The organism is Kitasatospora sp. NPDC058218 (assembly GCF_042882445.1).
GTDB lineage: Bacteria > Actinomycetota > Actinomycetes > Streptomycetales > Streptomycetaceae > Kitasatospora.
Map to the genome: position 1 here is coordinate 109,192 of NZ_JBHVWC010000008.1, position 17,160 is coordinate 126,351.

General features: G+C 73.1%; 9 protein-coding genes. 1 reads left to right on the forward strand and 8 read right to left on the reverse strand.

From position 1 onward, the window contains the following. Window positions 1-76: 76 nt before the first annotated feature. The 5 genes from ACFVYI_RS07080 to ACFVYI_RS07100 form a co-directional block, all read right to left on the reverse strand. Complete coding sequence (locus ACFVYI_RS07080; RefSeq protein WP_387882120.1) at window positions 77-745, reverse strand: hypothetical protein; 669 nt, start codon at window positions 743-745, stop codon at window positions 77-79. Between the two features lie 95 nt (window positions 746-840). Continuing rightward, a complete protein-coding gene (glgB, locus tag ACFVYI_RS07085; protein ID WP_387882121.1) occupies window positions 841-3,219 on the reverse strand; it encodes a 1,4-alpha-glucan branching enzyme in 2,379 nt (792 codons plus the stop codon). 93 nt (window positions 3,220-3,312) lie between these two features. After that, entirely contained in the window at window positions 3,313-4,800 is a 1,488-nt protein-coding gene (locus ACFVYI_RS07090) for a phosphotransferase (protein WP_387882122.1), read from the reverse strand. A 239-nt stretch (window positions 4,801-5,039) separates the two neighbouring features. Next, window positions 5,040-6,764, reverse strand: a complete 1,725-nt coding sequence (gene treS, locus ACFVYI_RS07095) for a maltose alpha-D-glucosyltransferase (RefSeq protein ID WP_387882123.1) — start codon at window positions 6,762-6,764, stop codon at window positions 5,040-5,042. Next, a complete protein-coding gene (locus ACFVYI_RS07100) occupies window positions 6,761-8,716 on the reverse strand; it encodes an alpha-1,4-glucan--maltose-1-phosphate maltosyltransferase (protein WP_387882188.1) in 1,956 nt (651 codons plus the stop codon). The genes treS and ACFVYI_RS07100 overlap by 4 nt, the downstream gene beginning before the upstream one ends. 1,047 nt (window positions 8,717-9,763) lie before the next feature. On the opposite strand from ACFVYI_RS07100, the gene glgP reads away from it, so the two are divergent. After that, entirely contained in the window at window positions 9,764-12,520 is a 2,757-nt protein-coding gene (gene glgP, locus ACFVYI_RS07105) for an alpha-glucan family phosphorylase (protein ID WP_387882124.1), read from the forward strand. A gap of 81 nt (window positions 12,521-12,601) precedes the next feature. On the opposite strand, the gene ACFVYI_RS07110 is transcribed toward glgP, so the two are convergent. The 3 genes from ACFVYI_RS07110 to ACFVYI_RS07120 all read right to left on the reverse strand — a co-directional run bounded on the left by ACFVYI_RS07110 (window position 12,602) and on the right by ACFVYI_RS07120 (window position 17,127). Next, on the reverse strand, window positions 12,602-13,354 hold the full coding sequence (locus tag ACFVYI_RS07110) for a class I SAM-dependent methyltransferase (protein ID WP_387882125.1): 753 nt from the start codon (window positions 13,352-13,354) through the stop codon (window positions 12,602-12,604). Between the two features lie 108 nt (window positions 13,355-13,462). Then, the gene (locus tag ACFVYI_RS07115; protein ID WP_387882126.1) at window positions 13,463-15,322 is read right to left on the reverse strand and encodes an ABC transporter ATP-binding protein; all 1,860 of its coding nucleotides are present in this window, start codon (window positions 15,320-15,322) and stop codon (window positions 13,463-13,465) included. Next, complete coding sequence (locus ACFVYI_RS07120; protein WP_387882127.1) at window positions 15,319-17,127, reverse strand: ABC transporter ATP-binding protein; 1,809 nt, start codon at window positions 17,125-17,127, stop codon at window positions 15,319-15,321. Before ACFVYI_RS07120 ends, ACFVYI_RS07115 begins: the two co-directional genes overlap by 4 nt. Between the last annotated feature and the right edge of the window lie 33 nt (window positions 17,128-17,160).

Sequence of the window (17,160 nt, forward strand, 5' to 3'; positions counted from 1 at the left end):
ACGCCCGTCCGCGAGCAGGGCGGCCCGCCCGGGGCAAGGGACGAAGGTCACGCCGGGCGGGGTCGGTGCACAGGGCCTAGCCTGCGCGCTCGGAACCGGACAGCTCCACCGAGGCCCCGAGCGGGCTCTCGCTGACCCAGGCCTCGGACAGACGCGTGTCCACCAGCCAGCCGTGCGGGCGCAGAAGGCTGTTGCCGGGCCCCGGGCGCCAGCCGTCGGCGGCGAGGTGCCCGCGCAGGCGGGCGGTCACTTCGGCGGGTGGCAGGCCGGTGGTGCTGACGATCGTGAGGGTGCGGGAGCAGAAGTTGGAGCCGCAGTAGCCCTCGGTGCCGCTCAGGGCGGTCAGCCCGGCCGGCAGCGACAGCTCCTCGGCCCTCGGGAGGAAGGAGTCGTAGCCGAGGGCCTGGTAGCCGAGGCCGATGACGACCCCGATCAGGGCATGGGTGGCGACGGCGACGGCCGAGCCGACGGCGCGGTGGTCGGTCTCCTTCTTCGGCCGGGGGCCGCGCAACCGCCGCTCGGCCAGCCCGCCGACCAGGAGCACCAGGCCGCACGCGAGCGGGTAGCCGGCCTCGATCTCGGCGGTGGCGCGGGTGAAGTACCACTCGTCCTCCAGCCCGATGAGCGCGACGGCCAGGCCGGTCAGCACGGTGAAGACGGTCACCCCGACCACCCGGGTGCGGACCACGAAGGCCCAGCAGGCCGTGGGCAGCAGTGCGTAGAGCAGCCCCAGAACCATGAGCACGAGCAAGCCCCCCGCCTGCTGACGATCAGTGTCAGGCGGGGAGCCTAGGGGCGGCGGTGGTCGGACGCAACGGTTCGACCACCGCCGCGGCCCGCTCAGGCCGGGCGGAGCCAGAGGGTGGCGAGCGGAGGGAGGACGAGTTCGGCGCTGCGGGGCTGGTCGTTCCAGGCGACGGGCTCGGCCTTCACCGGGTGGGAGTTGCCGATGCCGGCGCCGCCGTAGGTCTCGGCGTCGGTGTTCAGCACCTCCTCCCAGAGCTGCTCGCGGCCGTCGAGGGCGGGCAGCCCGACCCGGTGGCCGTGCCGGACGACGGGGGAGAAGTTGCAGACGGCGACCAGCGGGGTGCCGTCGGCGGCGTACCGGACGAAGGAGAGCAGGTTGTCCTCGGCCGCGCCGCCGTCCAGCCAGCGGAAGCCGTCCGGGGTGGTGTCCTGCTCCCAGAGCGCGGGGGCGTCGAGGTAGTGGCGGTTGAGGTCGCGGACCAGGCGGCGCACTCCGAGGTGCTCCGGGGCGGCCGGCCACGCCTGCTCGTCGAGCACCCACCACTGCGGGCCCTGCTCGTGGTCCCACTCCGCGCCCTGGGCGAACTCCTGTCCCATGAAGAGGAGTTGCTTGCCTGGGTGGGCCCACATGAAGCCCAGGTACGCCCGGTGGTTGGCGCGCTGCTGCCACCAGTCGCCGGGCATCTTGGAGACCAGCGCCTGCTTGCCGTGCACCACCTCGTCGTGCGAGATCGGCAGGACGTAGTTCTCGGAGTAGGCGTACACCATCGAGAAGGTGATCTCGTTGTGGTGGTACTTGCGGTGCACCGGCTCCTTGGACATGTAGACCAGCGAGTCGTGCATCCACCCCATGTTCCACTTCAGGCCGAAGCCCAGGCCGCCGCCGTCGGTGGGCCGGGTGACGCCGTCCCAGGCGGTGGACTCCTCGGCGATGGTGACCACGCCGGGGCAGCGCCGGTAGACGGTGGCGTTCATCTCCTGCAGGAAGGCGGCCGCGTCCAGGTTCTCCCGGCCGCCGTGCTGGTTGGGCGTCCAGGCGCCGCCCTCGCGGGAGTAGTCGAGGTAGAGCATCGAGGCGACGGCGTCCACCCGCAGGCCGTCGATGTGGAACTCCTCGCACCAGTACACCGCGTTGGCGACCAGGAAGTTGCGCACCTCGGTCCGGCCGTAGTCGAACTCCAGGGTGCCCCAGTCGGGGTGCTCGGCGCGCAGCGGGTCGGCCGGCTCGTACAGCGGCTCGCCGTCGAAGCGGGCGAGGGCGAAGTCGTCCTTGGGGAAGTGCGCGGGCACCCAGTCGACGATCACCCCGATGCCGTGCCGGTGCAGGGTGTCGACCAGGTGGCGGAAGTCGTCCGGGCTGCCGAGTCGGGCGGTGGGGGCGTAGTAACCGGACACCTGGTAGCCCCAGGAGCCGCCGAACGGGTGCTCCATCACCGGCATGAACTCCACATGGGTGAAGTTCAACTCCTTGAGGTACTTGGGGAGTTCGTCGGCGATCGCCCGGTAGGTGGTGAGGTCGGGCCGCCAGGACGGCAGGTGCAGCTCGTAGACCGACATCGGCGACCGGTGGTGCGCGGCGCGGGCCCGGCGGGCCATCCAGTCGCCGTCCTGCCAGCGGTAGGCGGAGGAGGTGACGACCGAGGCGGTGCCCGGCGGGCACTGCGCGGCCCGGGCCAGCGGGTCGGCCTTGTCGAGCACCCAGCCCTGCCGGGTGTGGATCTCGTACTTGTACTGGGTGCCCTCGGCCAGGTCCGGCACGAACAGCTCCCAGACCCCGGACGAGCCGAGCGAGCGCATCGGGTACGCGGTGCCGTCCCAGTGGTTGAAGTCCCCGATCAGCCGGACGCCCACCGCGTTCGGCGCCCAGACCGCGAAGGCGGTGCCGGACACCCCGTCGACGGTGCGCACGTGCGAGCCGAGCGCCTGCCAGAGCTGCTCGTGCCGGCCCTCGGAGATCAGGTGGAGGTCCAGCTCGCCGAGGGTGGGCGCGGTGCGGTAGCCGTCGTGCTGCCGCAGCGGCTCGCCGCCGGGGTAGGTCACCAGCAGCCGGTACTCGGGCACCACGGCGGCGGCCAGCAGTCCGGTGAAGAGGCCGTTCTGCTGATGGGTGAGCTCGGCCGGGCCGTGCGCGGTCTCCACCACCACCCGCTCGGCGAAGGGGCGCAGCACCCGGATCGCGGTGCCGCCGTGCACCGGGTGGGCGCCGAGCAGGCCGTGCGGGTCGTGGTGCAGGCCGGCGACCAGCCGGTCCACCTCGGCCGGCGGCAGTGGCGCCTCGGGCAGCCGCAGCGCTCCGGACGGGACGGCGGCCGGGCCGTCGGGGGCGGTGTCGGGGGCGGCGTCGGACGCCGGGGGGCGTGGTTCGGCCCGCCGGGCCGCCGCCGAGGGCTCGCGCTGGGGGGAGTCCGGGCCCGCCAGGAAGGTGGCAGGCACGGTACGGGTGGTGCGGCCGGGCGGGTCGAGCGGCGTCACGGCGTGGTCCTCCTGCGGAATCGGGGTGGCCGGGGGCGTCGGGGGCGGGGGCGGGCGTTCTCCGGTGGCGGGCGCGGGTCGGTCGGTGGGCCGTCAGACGGTCAGGGCCAGCCGGTTGATCGCGGCCAGCGGGATCGGCAGCCAGCCGGGCCGGTGGCGGGCCTCGTAGACCACCTCGTACACCGCCTTGTCGATCTCCAGGGCGCGCATCAGTTCGGGCGAGGCGGCCGGGTCGGTGCCGCCGCCGGCGGTGTAGCCGGCGCAGAAGGCGGTGCGGTTGCGCTGCGCCCAGGCGGCGGCGAGGTGGGCCAGTTCGGGGTCGGGCGGCGCGCCGGCCAGCAGGTGGGCGGCCGCGTAGTCGAAGGAGCGGAGCATCGCGGCGACGTCCCGCAGCGCGGTCTGCGGTTCGCGCCGCTCGGCGACGGACTTGGCCGGCTCGCCCTCGAAGTCCAGCAGCACCCAGCCGTGCGGGGTGCGCATGGCCTGTCCGAGGTGGAGGTCGCCGTGGATCCGCTGGACCGGCATGCCGTCCGGGTGGGCGTCGGCGAGCTGCTGGAAGGCGGTGCGCAGGGCGGCCCGGTAGCGGAGCAGCCCGGGTACGGCGGCCACCGCGCTGTCGAGGCGGTCGGCCATCGCGGTGGCCAGCTGCCGGGTCTGGGTGCGGTCCAGCCGGGCGACCGGCATCGAGCGGGCCAGCACCCGGTGGACCTCGGCGGTGGCGCGACCGAGCCGGTGCGCCTCGATCGCGAAGTTGCCGGGGGACGGGTCGCCCTTGAGCCGGCCGACCTGGTCCAGTGCCAGCTCCCAGCCGTCCTCGGCCTCCGGCAGGTAGCGCTGGAGCAGTCCGAGGGTGGCCGGCTCGGCGCGTTCCAGCCGACTCTCGAACCAGGCCGCGACCCGGGGGATCCGGGTGGAGCCGGCCCGGGAGAGCGCCAGCGAGAGCTCCAGGTCGGGGTTGGTGCCGGGGTGGATGCGGCGGAACAGCTTGAGGATGTAGGAGGTGCCGTAGATGACCGAGCTGTTGGACTGCTCGGCGGTGGAGGCGCGCCCCGGGAGGTTGGTGGGCAGCCCGGAGCCGGGGGTGCGGCGGAAGGACAGCGAGCCGAACCGGTCGCCGGTGGCGAGGTGCTCCAGCAGCCGCCCGGTGAGTTCGGGGTCGTGCACCGCGTCGTAGAGCGCCGCGCCGTCATACGGGCCCTGGTTGAGCCGGCCGAGGACGGCGGTCGGCTCGATGTCGGCCGGCCCCTCCGAACGGATGCCGAGCAGCAGCTGGTAGATGTCGCCGTGGGGCGCGCCGGCGGTGGTGGCGTGCTCGACCCGCAGCAGCAGGTGCAGCAGGGCCGGGTCGCCGACCTGGAGCGGGGTGCCGACCACGGGGGTGAGGCCGGTGATGGGCCGTCCCTTGCCGGCGTACCAGCGCTGGGTGGGGAGCCACTCGGCGATCAGCGGCAGGGCCGCCTGGACGAGTTCGCTGACCCCCAGGGCGGTTCTCCGGGCCGCGGCGCCGCGGGTGCCCACCGGCGCGGAGCCGGCGGGGGTGTCGCGGTGCACATCGGCTTGAGAACGGGAGGTTTCGGACATGACTCCCTTTCCCCGGAAGCGGGCGGACTGCCCGACGGGTCTGGCCGGGTCCGTCAGTCTTCCGGATTTCGGCGGCGCGGCGGCGACGGCACGCGAGCGGGGCTCAGGTGTCACGCCTTCGTGTGGGTGGCCGTTGGGCTGTTCTCCGTACGCGGTGGTGCAGAGACCTCCGGGGGCGCGGGGTGTTCAACTCTCGCGCCCCCGGAGGGTTTGGTGAGGCGGGTGCTCCTGACGGATCGTTACTTCGATCGCCTGGTGCCGCTCAGGCGCGGGGGCTGCCGGAGCTGGAACCAGTAGAAGCCGTGTCCGGCGAGGGTGAGCAGGTACGGCCACTCACCGATCGAGGGGAAGCGCACCCCGCCGATCAGCTCGATCGGGTACCGCCCCCCGTACTGCCGCAGGTCGAGTTCGGTCGGCTGTGCGAACCGCGAGAAGTTGTTCACGCACATGACCAGGTCGCCCTCGTGCTCGCGCACGAAGGCCAGGACCGCGGGATTGCTGGAGGGCAGTTCGGTGTACGTGCCGAGGCCGAATGCCGAGTTGAGCTTGCGGATCTCGATCATGCGACGCGTCCAGTGCAGCAGTGAACTCGAACTGCTCTGCTGCGCCTCGACGTTGGTCACCTGGTAGCCGTACACCGGATCCATGATGGGCGGCAGACTGAGCCTGCCCGGGTCGGCGGACGAGAAACCCGCGTTGCGGTCCGGGGTCCACTGCATCGGCGTGCGCACGCCGTCCCGGTCGCCCAGCCAGATGTTGTCGCCCATGCCGATCTCGTCCCCGTAGTAGAGCACCGGGGAGCCCGGCAGGGAGAGCAGCAGGGCGGTGAACAGTTCGATCTGGTTGCGGTCGTTCTCCAGCAGCGGGGCGAGCCGGCGGCGGATGCCCACGTTGGCGCGCATCCGGGGGTCCTTGGCGTACTCCGCGTACATGTAGTCGCGCTCCTCGTCGGTGACCATCTCCAGGGTCAGCTCGTCGTGGTTGCGCAGGAAGATGCCCCACTGGCACCCGTGCGGGATGCGCGGGGTCTTGGCGAGGATCTCCGACACCGGGTAGCGGGACTCCCGGCGGACCGCCATGAAGATGCGCGGCATCACCGGGAAGTGGAACGCCATGTGGCACTCGTCGCCGCCGGAGGCGAAGTCGCCGAAGTAGTCGACGACGTCCTCCGGCCACTGGTTGGCCTCGGCGAGCAGCACGGTGTCGGGGTAGTTGGCGTCGATCTCCTTGCGGACCCGCTGGAGGAACTCGTGCGTCTCCGGCAGGTTCTCGCAGTTGGTGCCCTCGCGGGCGAACAGGTACGGCACGGCGTCCAGCCGGAAGCCGTCGATGCCGAGGTCGAGCCAGAACCGCAGCCCGGCGATCATCTCGTCCTGGACCCGGGGGTTGTCGTAGTTGAGGTCCGGCTGGTGGGAGAAGAAGCGGTGCCAGAAGTACTGCTTGCGCACCGGGTCGTAGGTCCAGTTGGAGGTCTCGGTGTCGACGAAGATGATCCGGGCGTCCGGGTACTGCTTGTCGTCGTCGGCCCACATGTAGAAGTCGCCGTACGGGCCGTCCGGGTCCTCCCGGGAGGCCTGGAACCAGGGGTGCTGGTCACTGGTGTGGTTCATGACGAAGTCGATGACCACGCGCATGCCGCGGGCGTGCGCGGCGTCCACGAACTCCATGAAGTCGGCGAGGTCGCCGAACTCCGGCAGGACCGACTTGTAGTCCGCGACGTCGTACCCGCCGTCGCGCAGCGGCGAGGCGAAGAACGGCGGCAGCCAGAGGCAGTCGACCCCGAGCCACTGGAGGTAGTCGAGCTTGGACGTGAGCCCCCTGAGATCCCCGATCCCGTCGCCGTTGCTGTCCTGGAAGGACCGCACCAGTACCTCGTAGAAGACCGCACGCTTGAACCACTCCGGGTCCAGGTTCTTCTTCGAGGTCTCGGGGAAGGTGTCGGGAACGGGCTCGTTCACTGTCACGCTGGGTTCCTCCGAACCGTGAGGAGGTGAGCCGGCTCGGCTGAGGGATCGAGCCGGACGTAGTTGTGCCGGCCCCAGGTGTAGGCGGCGCCGGTGAGCTCGTCGTGCACCGCGAACGGGCCGTCCCCGTCGAGGGTGACGGTGGCCTCCTGGACGTGGTGCGGGTCGAGGTTGACGACCGTGACGACGTGGTCGGTCAGGCCGTCGGCCGTGGTGGCCGTCTTGGAGAAGGCGAGCACCTGGTCGTTGTCGGTGGGGTGGAAGCGCAGGCCGCGCAGCTGCTGGAGCGAGGGGTGCCGGCGGCGCAGCCGGTTGAGCACGGTGAGCAGCGGGGCGAGGCTGTCGGCGCGGGTCCAGTCGCGGGGCCGGAGCTCGTACTTCTCGGAGTGCAGGTACTCCTCCGAGCCCGGGTGGGCCGGCTCGTTCTCGTACAGCTCGTAGCCGGCGTAGACGCCGTAGCTGGGGGAGAGGGTGGCGGCCAGCACGGCGCGGATCGCGAACGCGGCCCGGCCGCCGGTCTGCAGGTAGGCGTGCAGGATGTCCGGGGTGTTGGCGAAGAAGTTCGGCCGCATGTAGGCGGCGGCGTCACCGGAGAGCTCGGTGAGGTAATCGGTGAGCTCCTGTTTGGTGGTGCGCCAGGTGAAGTACGTGTACGACTGGTGGAAGCCGATCTTCCCGAGCGTCTGCATCATCGCGGGCCGGGTGAAGGCCTCTGCCAGGAACACGACATCCGGGTCGGTCCGGGCGATGTCGGCCAGCACCTTCTCCCAGAACAGCACCGGCTTGGTGTGCGGGTTGTCGACCCGGAAGATCCGCACGCCGTGGGTCATCCAGAAGCGCAGGACGCGGAGCGTTTCCTTGACGATTCCGTCCATGTCCTGGTCGAAGTTGATCGGATAAATATCCTGGTACTTCTTCGGCGGGTTCTCGGCATAGGCGATGGTGCCGTCGGCGCGGTGGCTGAACCATTCCGGGTGCTTGTTCACCCAGGGGTGGTCCGGCGAACACTGCAGCGCGAAGTCCAGGGCCACCTCCAGGTGCAGCGCCTCGGCCTCGGCGACGAAGTGGTCGAAGTCCTCGATGGTGCCGAGGTCCGGGTGGACGGCGTCGTGGCCGCCCTCCGGCGAGCCGATCGCCCAGGGCGAGCCGACGTCGTGCGGACCGGCCGTCAGGGTGTTGTCCGGGCCCTTGCGGAAGGCTCGCCCGATCGGGTGGACCGGCGGCAGGTAGACCACGTCGAAGCCCATCGCGGCGACGGCGGGCAGCCGCTCGGCGGCGGTGCGCAGGGTGCCCGAGCGCGGCGGCTCGACGCCGGACGGGTCGACCACCGCGCCCTCCGAGCGGGGGAAGAACTCGTACCAGGAGCCGTACAGCGCGCGCTCGCGGTCCACCTGGAGGGGCAGCGGGCGGGAGGCGCTCACCAGTTCGCGCAGCGGGTAGCGGGCCAGCAGGTCGAGCACCTCGGGGGCGAGCGCGGCGGCCAGCCGGGACAGCGGCGGCAGGCCGGTGTCGCGCAGCGCGTCCACCGCGGCCAGGATGTGCGCCCGGCCCTCCTTCTTCGGCACGCCGCCCGCGGCCCGCTCCAGCAGCAGCGCGCCCTCCTCCAGCACCAGCGCGGTGTCGATCCCGGCGGGCAGCTTCACCGCGGCCACCTTGCGCCAGGTGGCGAGCGGGTCGCTCCACGCCTCCACCAGGTAGGACCAGCGGCCGGGCGCGGTCGGGGTGACGTGCGCGCCCCAGCGGTCGGTGCCCTCGGCGAGTTCGCGCATCGGCGTCCACGGGCCGCTGCGGCCGCGCGGGTCGCGCAGGACGACGTTGGCGTTCACCGCGTCGTGGCCCTCGCGGAACACCGTCGCGGTGACCGCGAAGGTCTCGCCGACCACCGCCTTGGCCGGGCGACGGCCGGCGTCGACGAGGGGGCTGACGTCCAGGACGGGGATGCGGCCGATCACGGTGTCGCTCTCTGTCGTCTTGCGGGCGGCGGGCTTGCGGGCGGCGGGTTTGCGGGCGGCGGGCTCGGCGGACGCGCGGGCCGCGGTGCGGGCGGGCGCCCGGCGGGTCGCCGGGGCGGCCTTCGCGGTGGCGGCGGCGCCGGTGGCGGTGACCTCGGCGCCGGTGGCGGCGGTGCGGCGCGTGGTGGTGCGCCTGCGGGGTGCCGCCGGCCGGTTCTCCTCGGCCCCGGGTTGTCGGGCCGGTTCGGTCTGCTCCGTACGGATAGCCCCGGCCTCCCGGGGTCCCGGCATCGCCGCGTCTGTCCGAGTGTCAGAATCCATCCGTCCGGCGGATTCCGCGACCGCTGCGTCGTGGCTGTCGGCCACCGGTGTGGACTGGTCCCGCGTGTCGCCGTGCATGCCAAACTCCTGCCCGAGATCGGCGGCAGCTCCCGCGGGCCGGGGGGGCGGGCCGGGGGAGTACCGGGAGGACTGCTGGGTGGGGAGGACGTGCGACCGGAAGCCTGCCCGCGCCGCCGTCCCCGGCAACCTGCCCAGCTCCCGCCGAGCCCGTGGCGGGGCGCCCGAGAGCCCGCGCGCGTCCCGGCGCACGCCTCTCGGGGCGCGCCCCTGGGTGACCCAACCCACCCGTGAACGAGCAGGCCGAGATCGAGGACACGCATCGGTGCGAGGTGAGCGCCGAATGGGCTAAGGAGGTTGGGAATCGATCAACGCGAAAAGGATTCGGACGTGCTGCTTCAAGGAGGGCGCCACCCGTCGCCGCACTCCCCGCAGCTTCCACGACCTTGGTTCATAGTCGCACCGCCGACAAGACTTTTGCAGCGGTACGACAGTAGTTTCGGGCTTTGTCCGGGGCGGCTCCGCCGGTGGAAATGGATCTGTTCCGCAGTGTTCACGCTTTGGTAGCGCGATCCGCCGGAACGCGCGCCGCGCGCGCCCCCTGTGCAGCCCAATGCGCCGAATGCGATCTCATCAATAGGCCGAACGGAGGCCCAATAGCCCACTTGACGCACCCTCATGACGGGGGCCGGGGCTACGCTTCACGCCGTGAAGGCAATCCGCAGATTCACCGTCCGCACCGTCCTGCCCGAACAACTCCAGCCGTTGCACGAGCTGGCCCTCAACCTGCGCTGGTCCTGGCACCCCGAGACCAGGGACCTCTTCCGGTCCGTGGACCCGGAGGTCTGGGCGGCGACCGGGGAGGATCCGGTGCGCCTGCTGGGCGAGGTCCCGGCCGCCCGGCTCGCCGCGCTCGCCACCGACCGCCGGTTCCTGCGCAGACTCGGCGACCTCGCCGACGACCTGCGGGAGTACCTGGCCGGCCCGCGCTGGTACCAGGCCGCCCAGCACGGCCTCGACCAACCGGCCGGCGGCGCCGCGCAACCCGCCGCCATCGCCTACTTCTCACCCGAGTACGGCATCGCCGCGGCGCTGCCCCAGTACTCCGGCGGGCTCGGCATCCTGGCGGGCGACCACCTCAAGGCGGCCAGCGACCTCGGCGTCCCGCTCATCGGCGTGGGGCTGTTCTACCGGCACGGCTACTTCCGGCAGTCCCTCAACCGGGACGGCTGGCAGCAGGAGCGCTATCCGCTCCTCGACCCGGACGAACTCGCCGTCACGCTGCTCCGGGAGGGTGACGGCGCCCCCTGCCGGATCGACCTCGCGCTGCCCGGCGGCCGCACCCTGGCCGCGCACGTCTGGCGCGCCCAGGTCGGGCGCGTCCCGCTGCTGCTGCTCGACTCCGACATCGAGGCCAACTCGCCCGCCGAGCGCGACGTCACCGACCGCCTGTACGGCGGCGGCAGCGAGCACCGGCTGCTCCAGGAGATGCTGCTCGGCATCGGCGGCGTCCGCGCGGTCCGCGCCTACTGCCGGCTCACCGGGCACCCCGCCCCCGAGGTCTTCCACACCAACGAGGGCCACGCCGGCTTCCTCGGCGTCGAGCGGATCCGCGAGCTGATCGCCGACGGTCCGGCCGAGCCCGGCCTGGACTTCGCCGCCGCCCTGGAGGCCGTCCGGTCCGGCACCCTGTTCACCACCCACACGCCCGTCCCGGCCGGCATCGACCGCTTCGACCGGGAGCTCGTCGCCCGCCACTTCGGCGGCGACGCCGCACTCCCCGGGGTCCCGGCCGACCAGGTGCTCGCACTCGGCGCCGAGACCTGGCGCGGCGGGGACCCGAAACTGTTCAACATGGCCGCGATGGGCCTGCGGCTCGCCCAGCGCGCCAACGGCGTCTCCACCCTGCACGGCGAGGTCAGCCGGTCCATGTTCAACGGGCTCTGGCCGGGCTTCGACGCCGCCGAGGTCCCGATCACCTCGGTCACCAACGGCGTCCACGCGGCGACCTGGATCGACCCGGCGGTCGTCCGGCTCGGTGCCGCCGAGATCGGCGCCGACCGCGCCGAGGACGCCATGACCACCGGCGACGCCAAACGCTGGACCGGTCTGGAGCGGATCGGCAACACCGAGATCTGGGAGCTGCGCCGCAGCCTGCGCGCCCAGCTCGTGGACGAGGCCCGCCACCGGCTGCGCGCCTCCTGGCGCCAGCGCGGCGCCGGCGAGGCCGAGCTCGGCTGGGTCTCCTCGGTGCTCGACCCGGACGTGCTCACCATCGGGTTCGCCCGTCGGGTGCCCTCCTACAAGCGGCTCACCCTGATGCTGCGCGACCAGGAGCGGCTGCGCGGCCTGCTGCTGAACCCCACCCGACCGGTGCAGATCGTGGTCGCCGGCAAGGCCCACCCGGCCGACGACGGTGGCAAGCGGCTGATCCAGCAGATGGTCGCGTTCGCCGACGACCCGGCCGTCCGGCACCGGATCGTCTTCCTGCCGGACTACGACATGGCGATGGCCCGCCACCTCTACCCGGGCTGCGACGTCTGGCTGAACAACCCGCTGCGCCCGCTGGAGGCCTGCGGCACCTCGGGCATGAAGGCCGCGCTGAACGGCTGCCTCAACCTGTCCGTCCTGGACGGCTGGTGGGACGAGTGGTACGACGGCCAGAACGGCTGGGCGATCCCCACCGCCGACGAGAGCGGCGGCGCCCTCGACCCGGAGAGCGGCGAGGCCGAGCGGCGGGACGACATCGAGGCCGCCGCGCTGTACGACCTGATCGAGCACCAGGTGGCCGCCCGGTTCTACGACCGGGGCGCGGACGGGCTGCCGCACCGCTGGATCGCCATGGTCCGGCACACCCTGGTCACCCTCGGGCCCAAGGTGCTGGCCGGGCGGATGGTCCGCGAGTACGTCGAGCGGCTGTACACCCCGGCGGCGCTGGCTCAGCGGGAGCTGGCGGCGGCGGGCCCGGCGGGTGCGGCGAGCGTCGGCGCCGGGTCCGAGCGACCGGAGGCGAGCGGGCGAGTGTCAGTCCCGTACGCGGGGGCGCGTGAGCTGGCCGCCTGGAAGGCCCGGGTGCGGGAGGCCTGGCCGGCCGTCCGGGTCGAGCACGTCGAGGCGGAGTGCCCGGACGAGGCGCAGGAGCTGGGCAGCTCGCTGGCGCTGCGGGTGCAGGTCGCGCTCGGTGCGCTGGAGCCCGGCGACGTCGAGGTGCAGGTGGTCTCCGGGCGGGTGGACGAGTCGGACGGCATCTCGGACGCCTGCCTGCTGGCCCTCAAGCCGGTCGGCGGGCCGGACCTCGACGGGCGCACCCGGTACGAGGGCTCGCTGGAGCTGTGCCGGACCGGCCCGTTCGGCTACACCGTCCGGGTGCTGCCGGCCCATCCGCGGCTGGCCTCGCCGGCCGAGCTGGGCCTGGTGGCCCTGCCGGCCGAGTCGGCGGGGATGGACGCGGGGCTGCTGCGTTGAGAGCGGTGGGGAGGGCCGGTCGGTCCGGCTCTCCCCACCTCCCGGCCGCCCCGCGGGCCCGGAGCATCGGCCGGACAGGCCCTAGCGGACGGCGGCGACCAGGGCGTCGGTGACGGAGCGCCAGGCCACCCCGGCCTCGCGGAACCCGGCCTCGACGAGCCGCGCGGTGTGCCAGTCGGCGGGGTGCGACGCGCCGTCGGCGTGCGAGCCGTAGAGCGCGTTGCGGGCGGCGACCTGCTCGGCGAGCAGCGGGTCGGCCGCGGCCGACGCCCACCACTGGGCCCAGTCGAGGACGCCCTCGGCCTTCTCGCGCTCCTGGCGCCGCTGCTGGAAGGCCTCCGCCGCGGCGGTGAGCAGCGGGATCGACGGCTCGGGGGTGTGGTCGGCGTTGAGGAGGACTCCGCCGGGGCGGACCAGCTCGGCGAGGTCCCCGTAGAGCCGGACGAGGTCGTCGGTGCGCAGCCAGTGCAGGGCGGTGGCGGTCACCACGGCGTCGAACGGGCCGGGCGGGAGCCGGGCGGCCCAGTCCGGATCGGTCAGGTCGGCGGTCACCAGGGTGAACCGGGGGTCGTCGGCGAAGAGGCCGCGGGCGATGGCCATCAGTGCCGGGTCCTGGTCCACGCCGACGCTGACCGCGCCGGGCAGCCGGGCGAGCAGCCGCTCGGTGATGCTGCCGGTGCCGCAGGCCAGGTCGAGGACGCGCGGTTCGGGGCCGGTGGCGGCCTCGACGACGTCGAGCATGGCGCGGAACCGCTCCTCGCGGTCGGGCAGGTACCACTCCTGCTGGCGGTCCCAGCTGCGCTGCCAGTCCTGCCAGTGCGTCCGGTCGGTCACGTTCCGCTCCCTCGGTCGTCGGCGCGGAGCCGGTGAGCCCGGAACCCAATCTAGGCCCTTTCGGTAATGGACGAAAGGGCCTAGAGGCTATTACTGACGGAGGGGTGGTCAGACCAGGCTGTCCCGCCAGGCCTGGTGCAGCTCGGCGAAGCGGCCGGAGCCCTCGATCAGCTCCTGCGGGGTGCCGTCCTCGACGATCCGGCCCTGGTCCATCACCAGGACGCGGTCGGCGATCTCGACGGTGGAGAGCCGGTGGGCGATGATCACGGCCGTCCGCCCGGCCAGCACCGTGCGCATCGCCCGCTGGACGGCCTGCTCACCCGGGACGTCCAGCGAACTGGTCGCCTCGTCCAGGATCAGCACCGCCGGGTCGGCCAGCAGCGCGCGGGCGAAGGCGACCAGCTGGCGCTGGCCGGCCGAGATCCGGCCGCCGCGCTTGCGCACGTCGGTGTCGAAGCCGTCCGGCAGCGCGGCGACGAACTCGTGGGCGCCGATGTCCCGGGCGGCCTGCTCGACCTCCTCGCGGGAGGCGCCGGGGCGGCCGATCGCGATGTTCTCGGCGACGGTGCCGGAGAACAGGAAGGACTCCTGCGTCACCATGACCACTCCGCGGCGCAGTTCGGGCGTGGCGAGGTCGCGCAGGTCCACCCCGTCGAGGGTGATCCGGCCGCCGGTCGGGTCGTAGAAGCGGGCCAGCAGCTTGGCGACGGTCGACTTGCCCGCACCGGTCGCCCCGACCACGGCCACGGTCTGGCCGGCCGGCAGCACCAGGTCGAAGGCGGGCAGCACCTCCTTGCCGGAGCGGTAGCCGAAGCTCGTCTTGTCGAAGTGCACCCCGCGCCCCTTCGCCAGGGACTTCGCCGGCGGGCTCGGGAGCTCCTTCGGCTCGGCGGGTTCGGCGACGGTCGGCTCGTGGGCGAGCAGGCCGGCGATCTTCTCCAGGGCGGCGGCGGCCGACTGGTAGCTGTTCAGGAACATCGCCAGCTGGTCGATCGGGTCGAACAGCCGGCGCAGGTAGAGCACGAAGCCGGTGAGCACACCGAGCTCCACGGCGCCGTCGGTGACCAGGTAGGCACCGAACAGCACCACCCCGGCGCTCCAGACGTTCGCGGTGGCGCGGGAGAGGCCGACGTAGCGGGCGATCTCCAGCAGGCCGTCCGCCGTGGCGGCGGCCGACTGCCGGTTGACCACGCCGAACGCGGCGTCGTTGGCCCGCTCGCGGCGGAAGGCCTGGACGGGGCGGATGCCGTTCATGGTCTCGGTGAAGCGCACGATCAGCGACGCGGCCGAGGTGCGCGAGCGGCGGTAGACCCGGCGCGAGCGGCTCCGGAACGAACGGGCGATCAGGAAGAGGGGGACGAAGGAGGCCAGCGAGACCAGGCCGAGCCGCCAGTCCATCACCAGCAGCAGCACCGAGATGTAGAAGACCGAGAGGAAGACGGTGAGCAGTTCCTGCAGGCCCTCGGAGAGCAGCTCGCGCAGCGCGTCCACGTCGGAGGTGGCGCGGGAGATGATCCGGCCCGAGGTGTAGCGCTCGTGGAAGTCCAGGCTGAGTCGCTGGGCGTGCCGGAAGATCCGGCCGCGCAGCTCCACCAGGATGTCCTGGTTGATCCGGGCGCTGATCTTGATGAACGCCCACTGCAGCACGGTGCTCAGCAGCGCGAAGGAGAGGTAGGCGGTGATCACCGCGACCAGCGGGCCGGCGTCGTGGTCGCGCAGGGCCGGGATGCCCCGGTCCATCGCGATCGCCACCAGCAGCGGGCCGGACTGCAGCGCCGCCTGCTGGAGCAGGATCACCGCCATCGCGACGGTGATCCGGGCCCGGTGCGGGCCGAGCAGCGAGCGCAGCAGCGCCCGGGGCGCGCCCGGCGGGACGGGGATGTCCTCCTCGTCGGCCGGCGGCGGGGGCAGCTCCTCCTCCGGCGCGGCCTTCGTGGCCTGCTCGGCGGGTTCGATCGTGGTGGTCATCGGGCGGGGCCCCTCTCCGGTACCAGGGCGGCCTCGCCCGACATCAGTTCGCGGTAGCGCGCCGAGGTGCGCAGCAGCTCCTGGTGGGTGCCGACGGCCTCGATCCGGCCGTCCGCGAGCACCGCGACCCGGTCGGCGAGCAGGACGGTGCTCGGGCGGTGGGCCACCACCAGCGCGGTGGTGGAGCCGAGCACCTGGCGAAGGGCCCGCTCGACGAGCGCCTCGGTGTGCACGTCCAGTGCGGAGAGCGGGTCGTCCAGGACGAGGAAGGCCGGGGCGCCGACCACCGCGCGGGCCAGCGCGAGCCGTTGGCGCTGGCCGCCGGACAGGCTCAGGCCCTGCTCGCCGACCTCGGTCTCGACCCCGTCGGGCAGCTTCCCGACGAAGTCGGCCTGGGCGGTGGCGAGCGCGGCGCCGAGCTGGTCGGAGCCGGCGCCGGGCGCGCCCATCAGCACGTTCTCCCGGACGGTGGCCGAGAACAGGGTGGGCTCCTCGAAGGCGACCGAGACCAGCTCGCGCAGCCGCTCCCGGGAGAGCTCGCGGACGGACCGGCCGTCCAGCGTGATGGTGCCGGCGGTGGCCTCGTACAGCCGGGGGAGCAGTGCGGTGAGGGTGGTCTTGCCGCTGCCGGTGGCGCCGACCAGGGCCATCGTCTCGCCGCTGCGGATGTGCAGGTCGATGCCCTGGAGCAGGTCGGGGCTGTCGGGCGGGGCGTCCGGGTAGCGGAAGCGGACGCCGGTGAGCCGGATGCCGTCGGGGGCGGTGCCGGGCGAAGGTGCGGTGACCGGGTGCGGGGTGTCGGCCGGCTCGGGTTCGTCCAGCACCTCGAAGAAGCGGTCGGTGGCGGTGGCGGCCTCGTTGGCGTAGGCGAGCAGCCACCCCAGCGACTCGACCGGCCAGCGCAGCGCGAGCGCGGTGGAGAGGAAGGCGACCAGGGTGCCGGTGCTCAGCTCGTCGTGCGCGACCAGGTAGCAGCCGACCGCGAGCGCGCAGCCGAGGGCCAGCTCGGGCAGGCCGACGATGACCGCCCAGAGGTTGGCCAGCAGGCCGGCCTTGCGCAGCTCGGTGCGGCGCAGGTCGTGCGTCCGGGCGCGGAAGCGCTCGGCCATCGACCGGTGGCGGCCGAAGGCCTTGAGGATGCGGATGCCGAGGATCGACTCCTCGATCACGGTGGCGAGGTCGCCGTTCTGGTCCTGGGCGCGGCGGGCGGCGCCGGAGTAGCCGGCCTCGAAGCGCCGGGTCAGCACCATCAGCGGGGCGGCGGGCAGCAGCACGATCAGGGCGAGGCGCCAGTCCTGGGTGAACATCAGCGCGGTGCCGGCCAGGAAGGTCGCGGTGTTGACGATCAGGAAGACCAGCGGGAAGGCCAGGAACAGCCGCATGGTGTACATGTCGGCGGTGGCCCGGGAGAGCAGCTGGCCGGAGCCCCAGCGGTCGTGGAAGGAGATCGGCAGCCGCTGCAGCCGGGCGAAGAGGTCGCCGCGCATCGCCGTCTCCACCCCGGCCAGGGGCTTGGCCAGGATGACCCGGCGGGCGTAGAACAGGGCCGCCTCGAAGAGGCCGAGCGCCAGCAGCAGGCCGATCAGCGGCCAGAGCGCTCCGAGGTCGTGATCGGTGATCGGTCCGTCGACGATACGGCCGAGAACGATCGGGACGAGCAGCACGCTGAGCGCGGCGAGCAGTGCGGCGCCGACCGAGGCGGTCAGCCGCCAGCGGATCGCGCGGGCGTACGGCCACAGGCGCAGCAGGGAGCGGACTGTCGACCGGCGGGCGGGCGTGGGGGCGGGGGCTTGGTTCTCGGCCATCGCCGTGAGCGTAGGTCGGGTACCCGTCATTTC

Coding starts and splice junctions, on each gene's coding strand:
- ACFVYI_RS07090 (WP_387882122.1), bottom strand. CDS start 4,800: ATGTCCGAAACCTCCCGTTCTCAAGCCGATGTGCACCGCGACACCCCC.
- ACFVYI_RS07115 (WP_387882126.1), bottom strand. CDS start 15,322: ATGACCACCACGATCGAACCCGCCGAGCAGGCCACGAAGGCCGCGCCG.
- ACFVYI_RS07120 (WP_387882127.1), bottom strand. CDS start 17,127: ATGGCCGAGAACCAAGCCCCCGCCCCCACGCCCGCCCGCCGGTCGACA.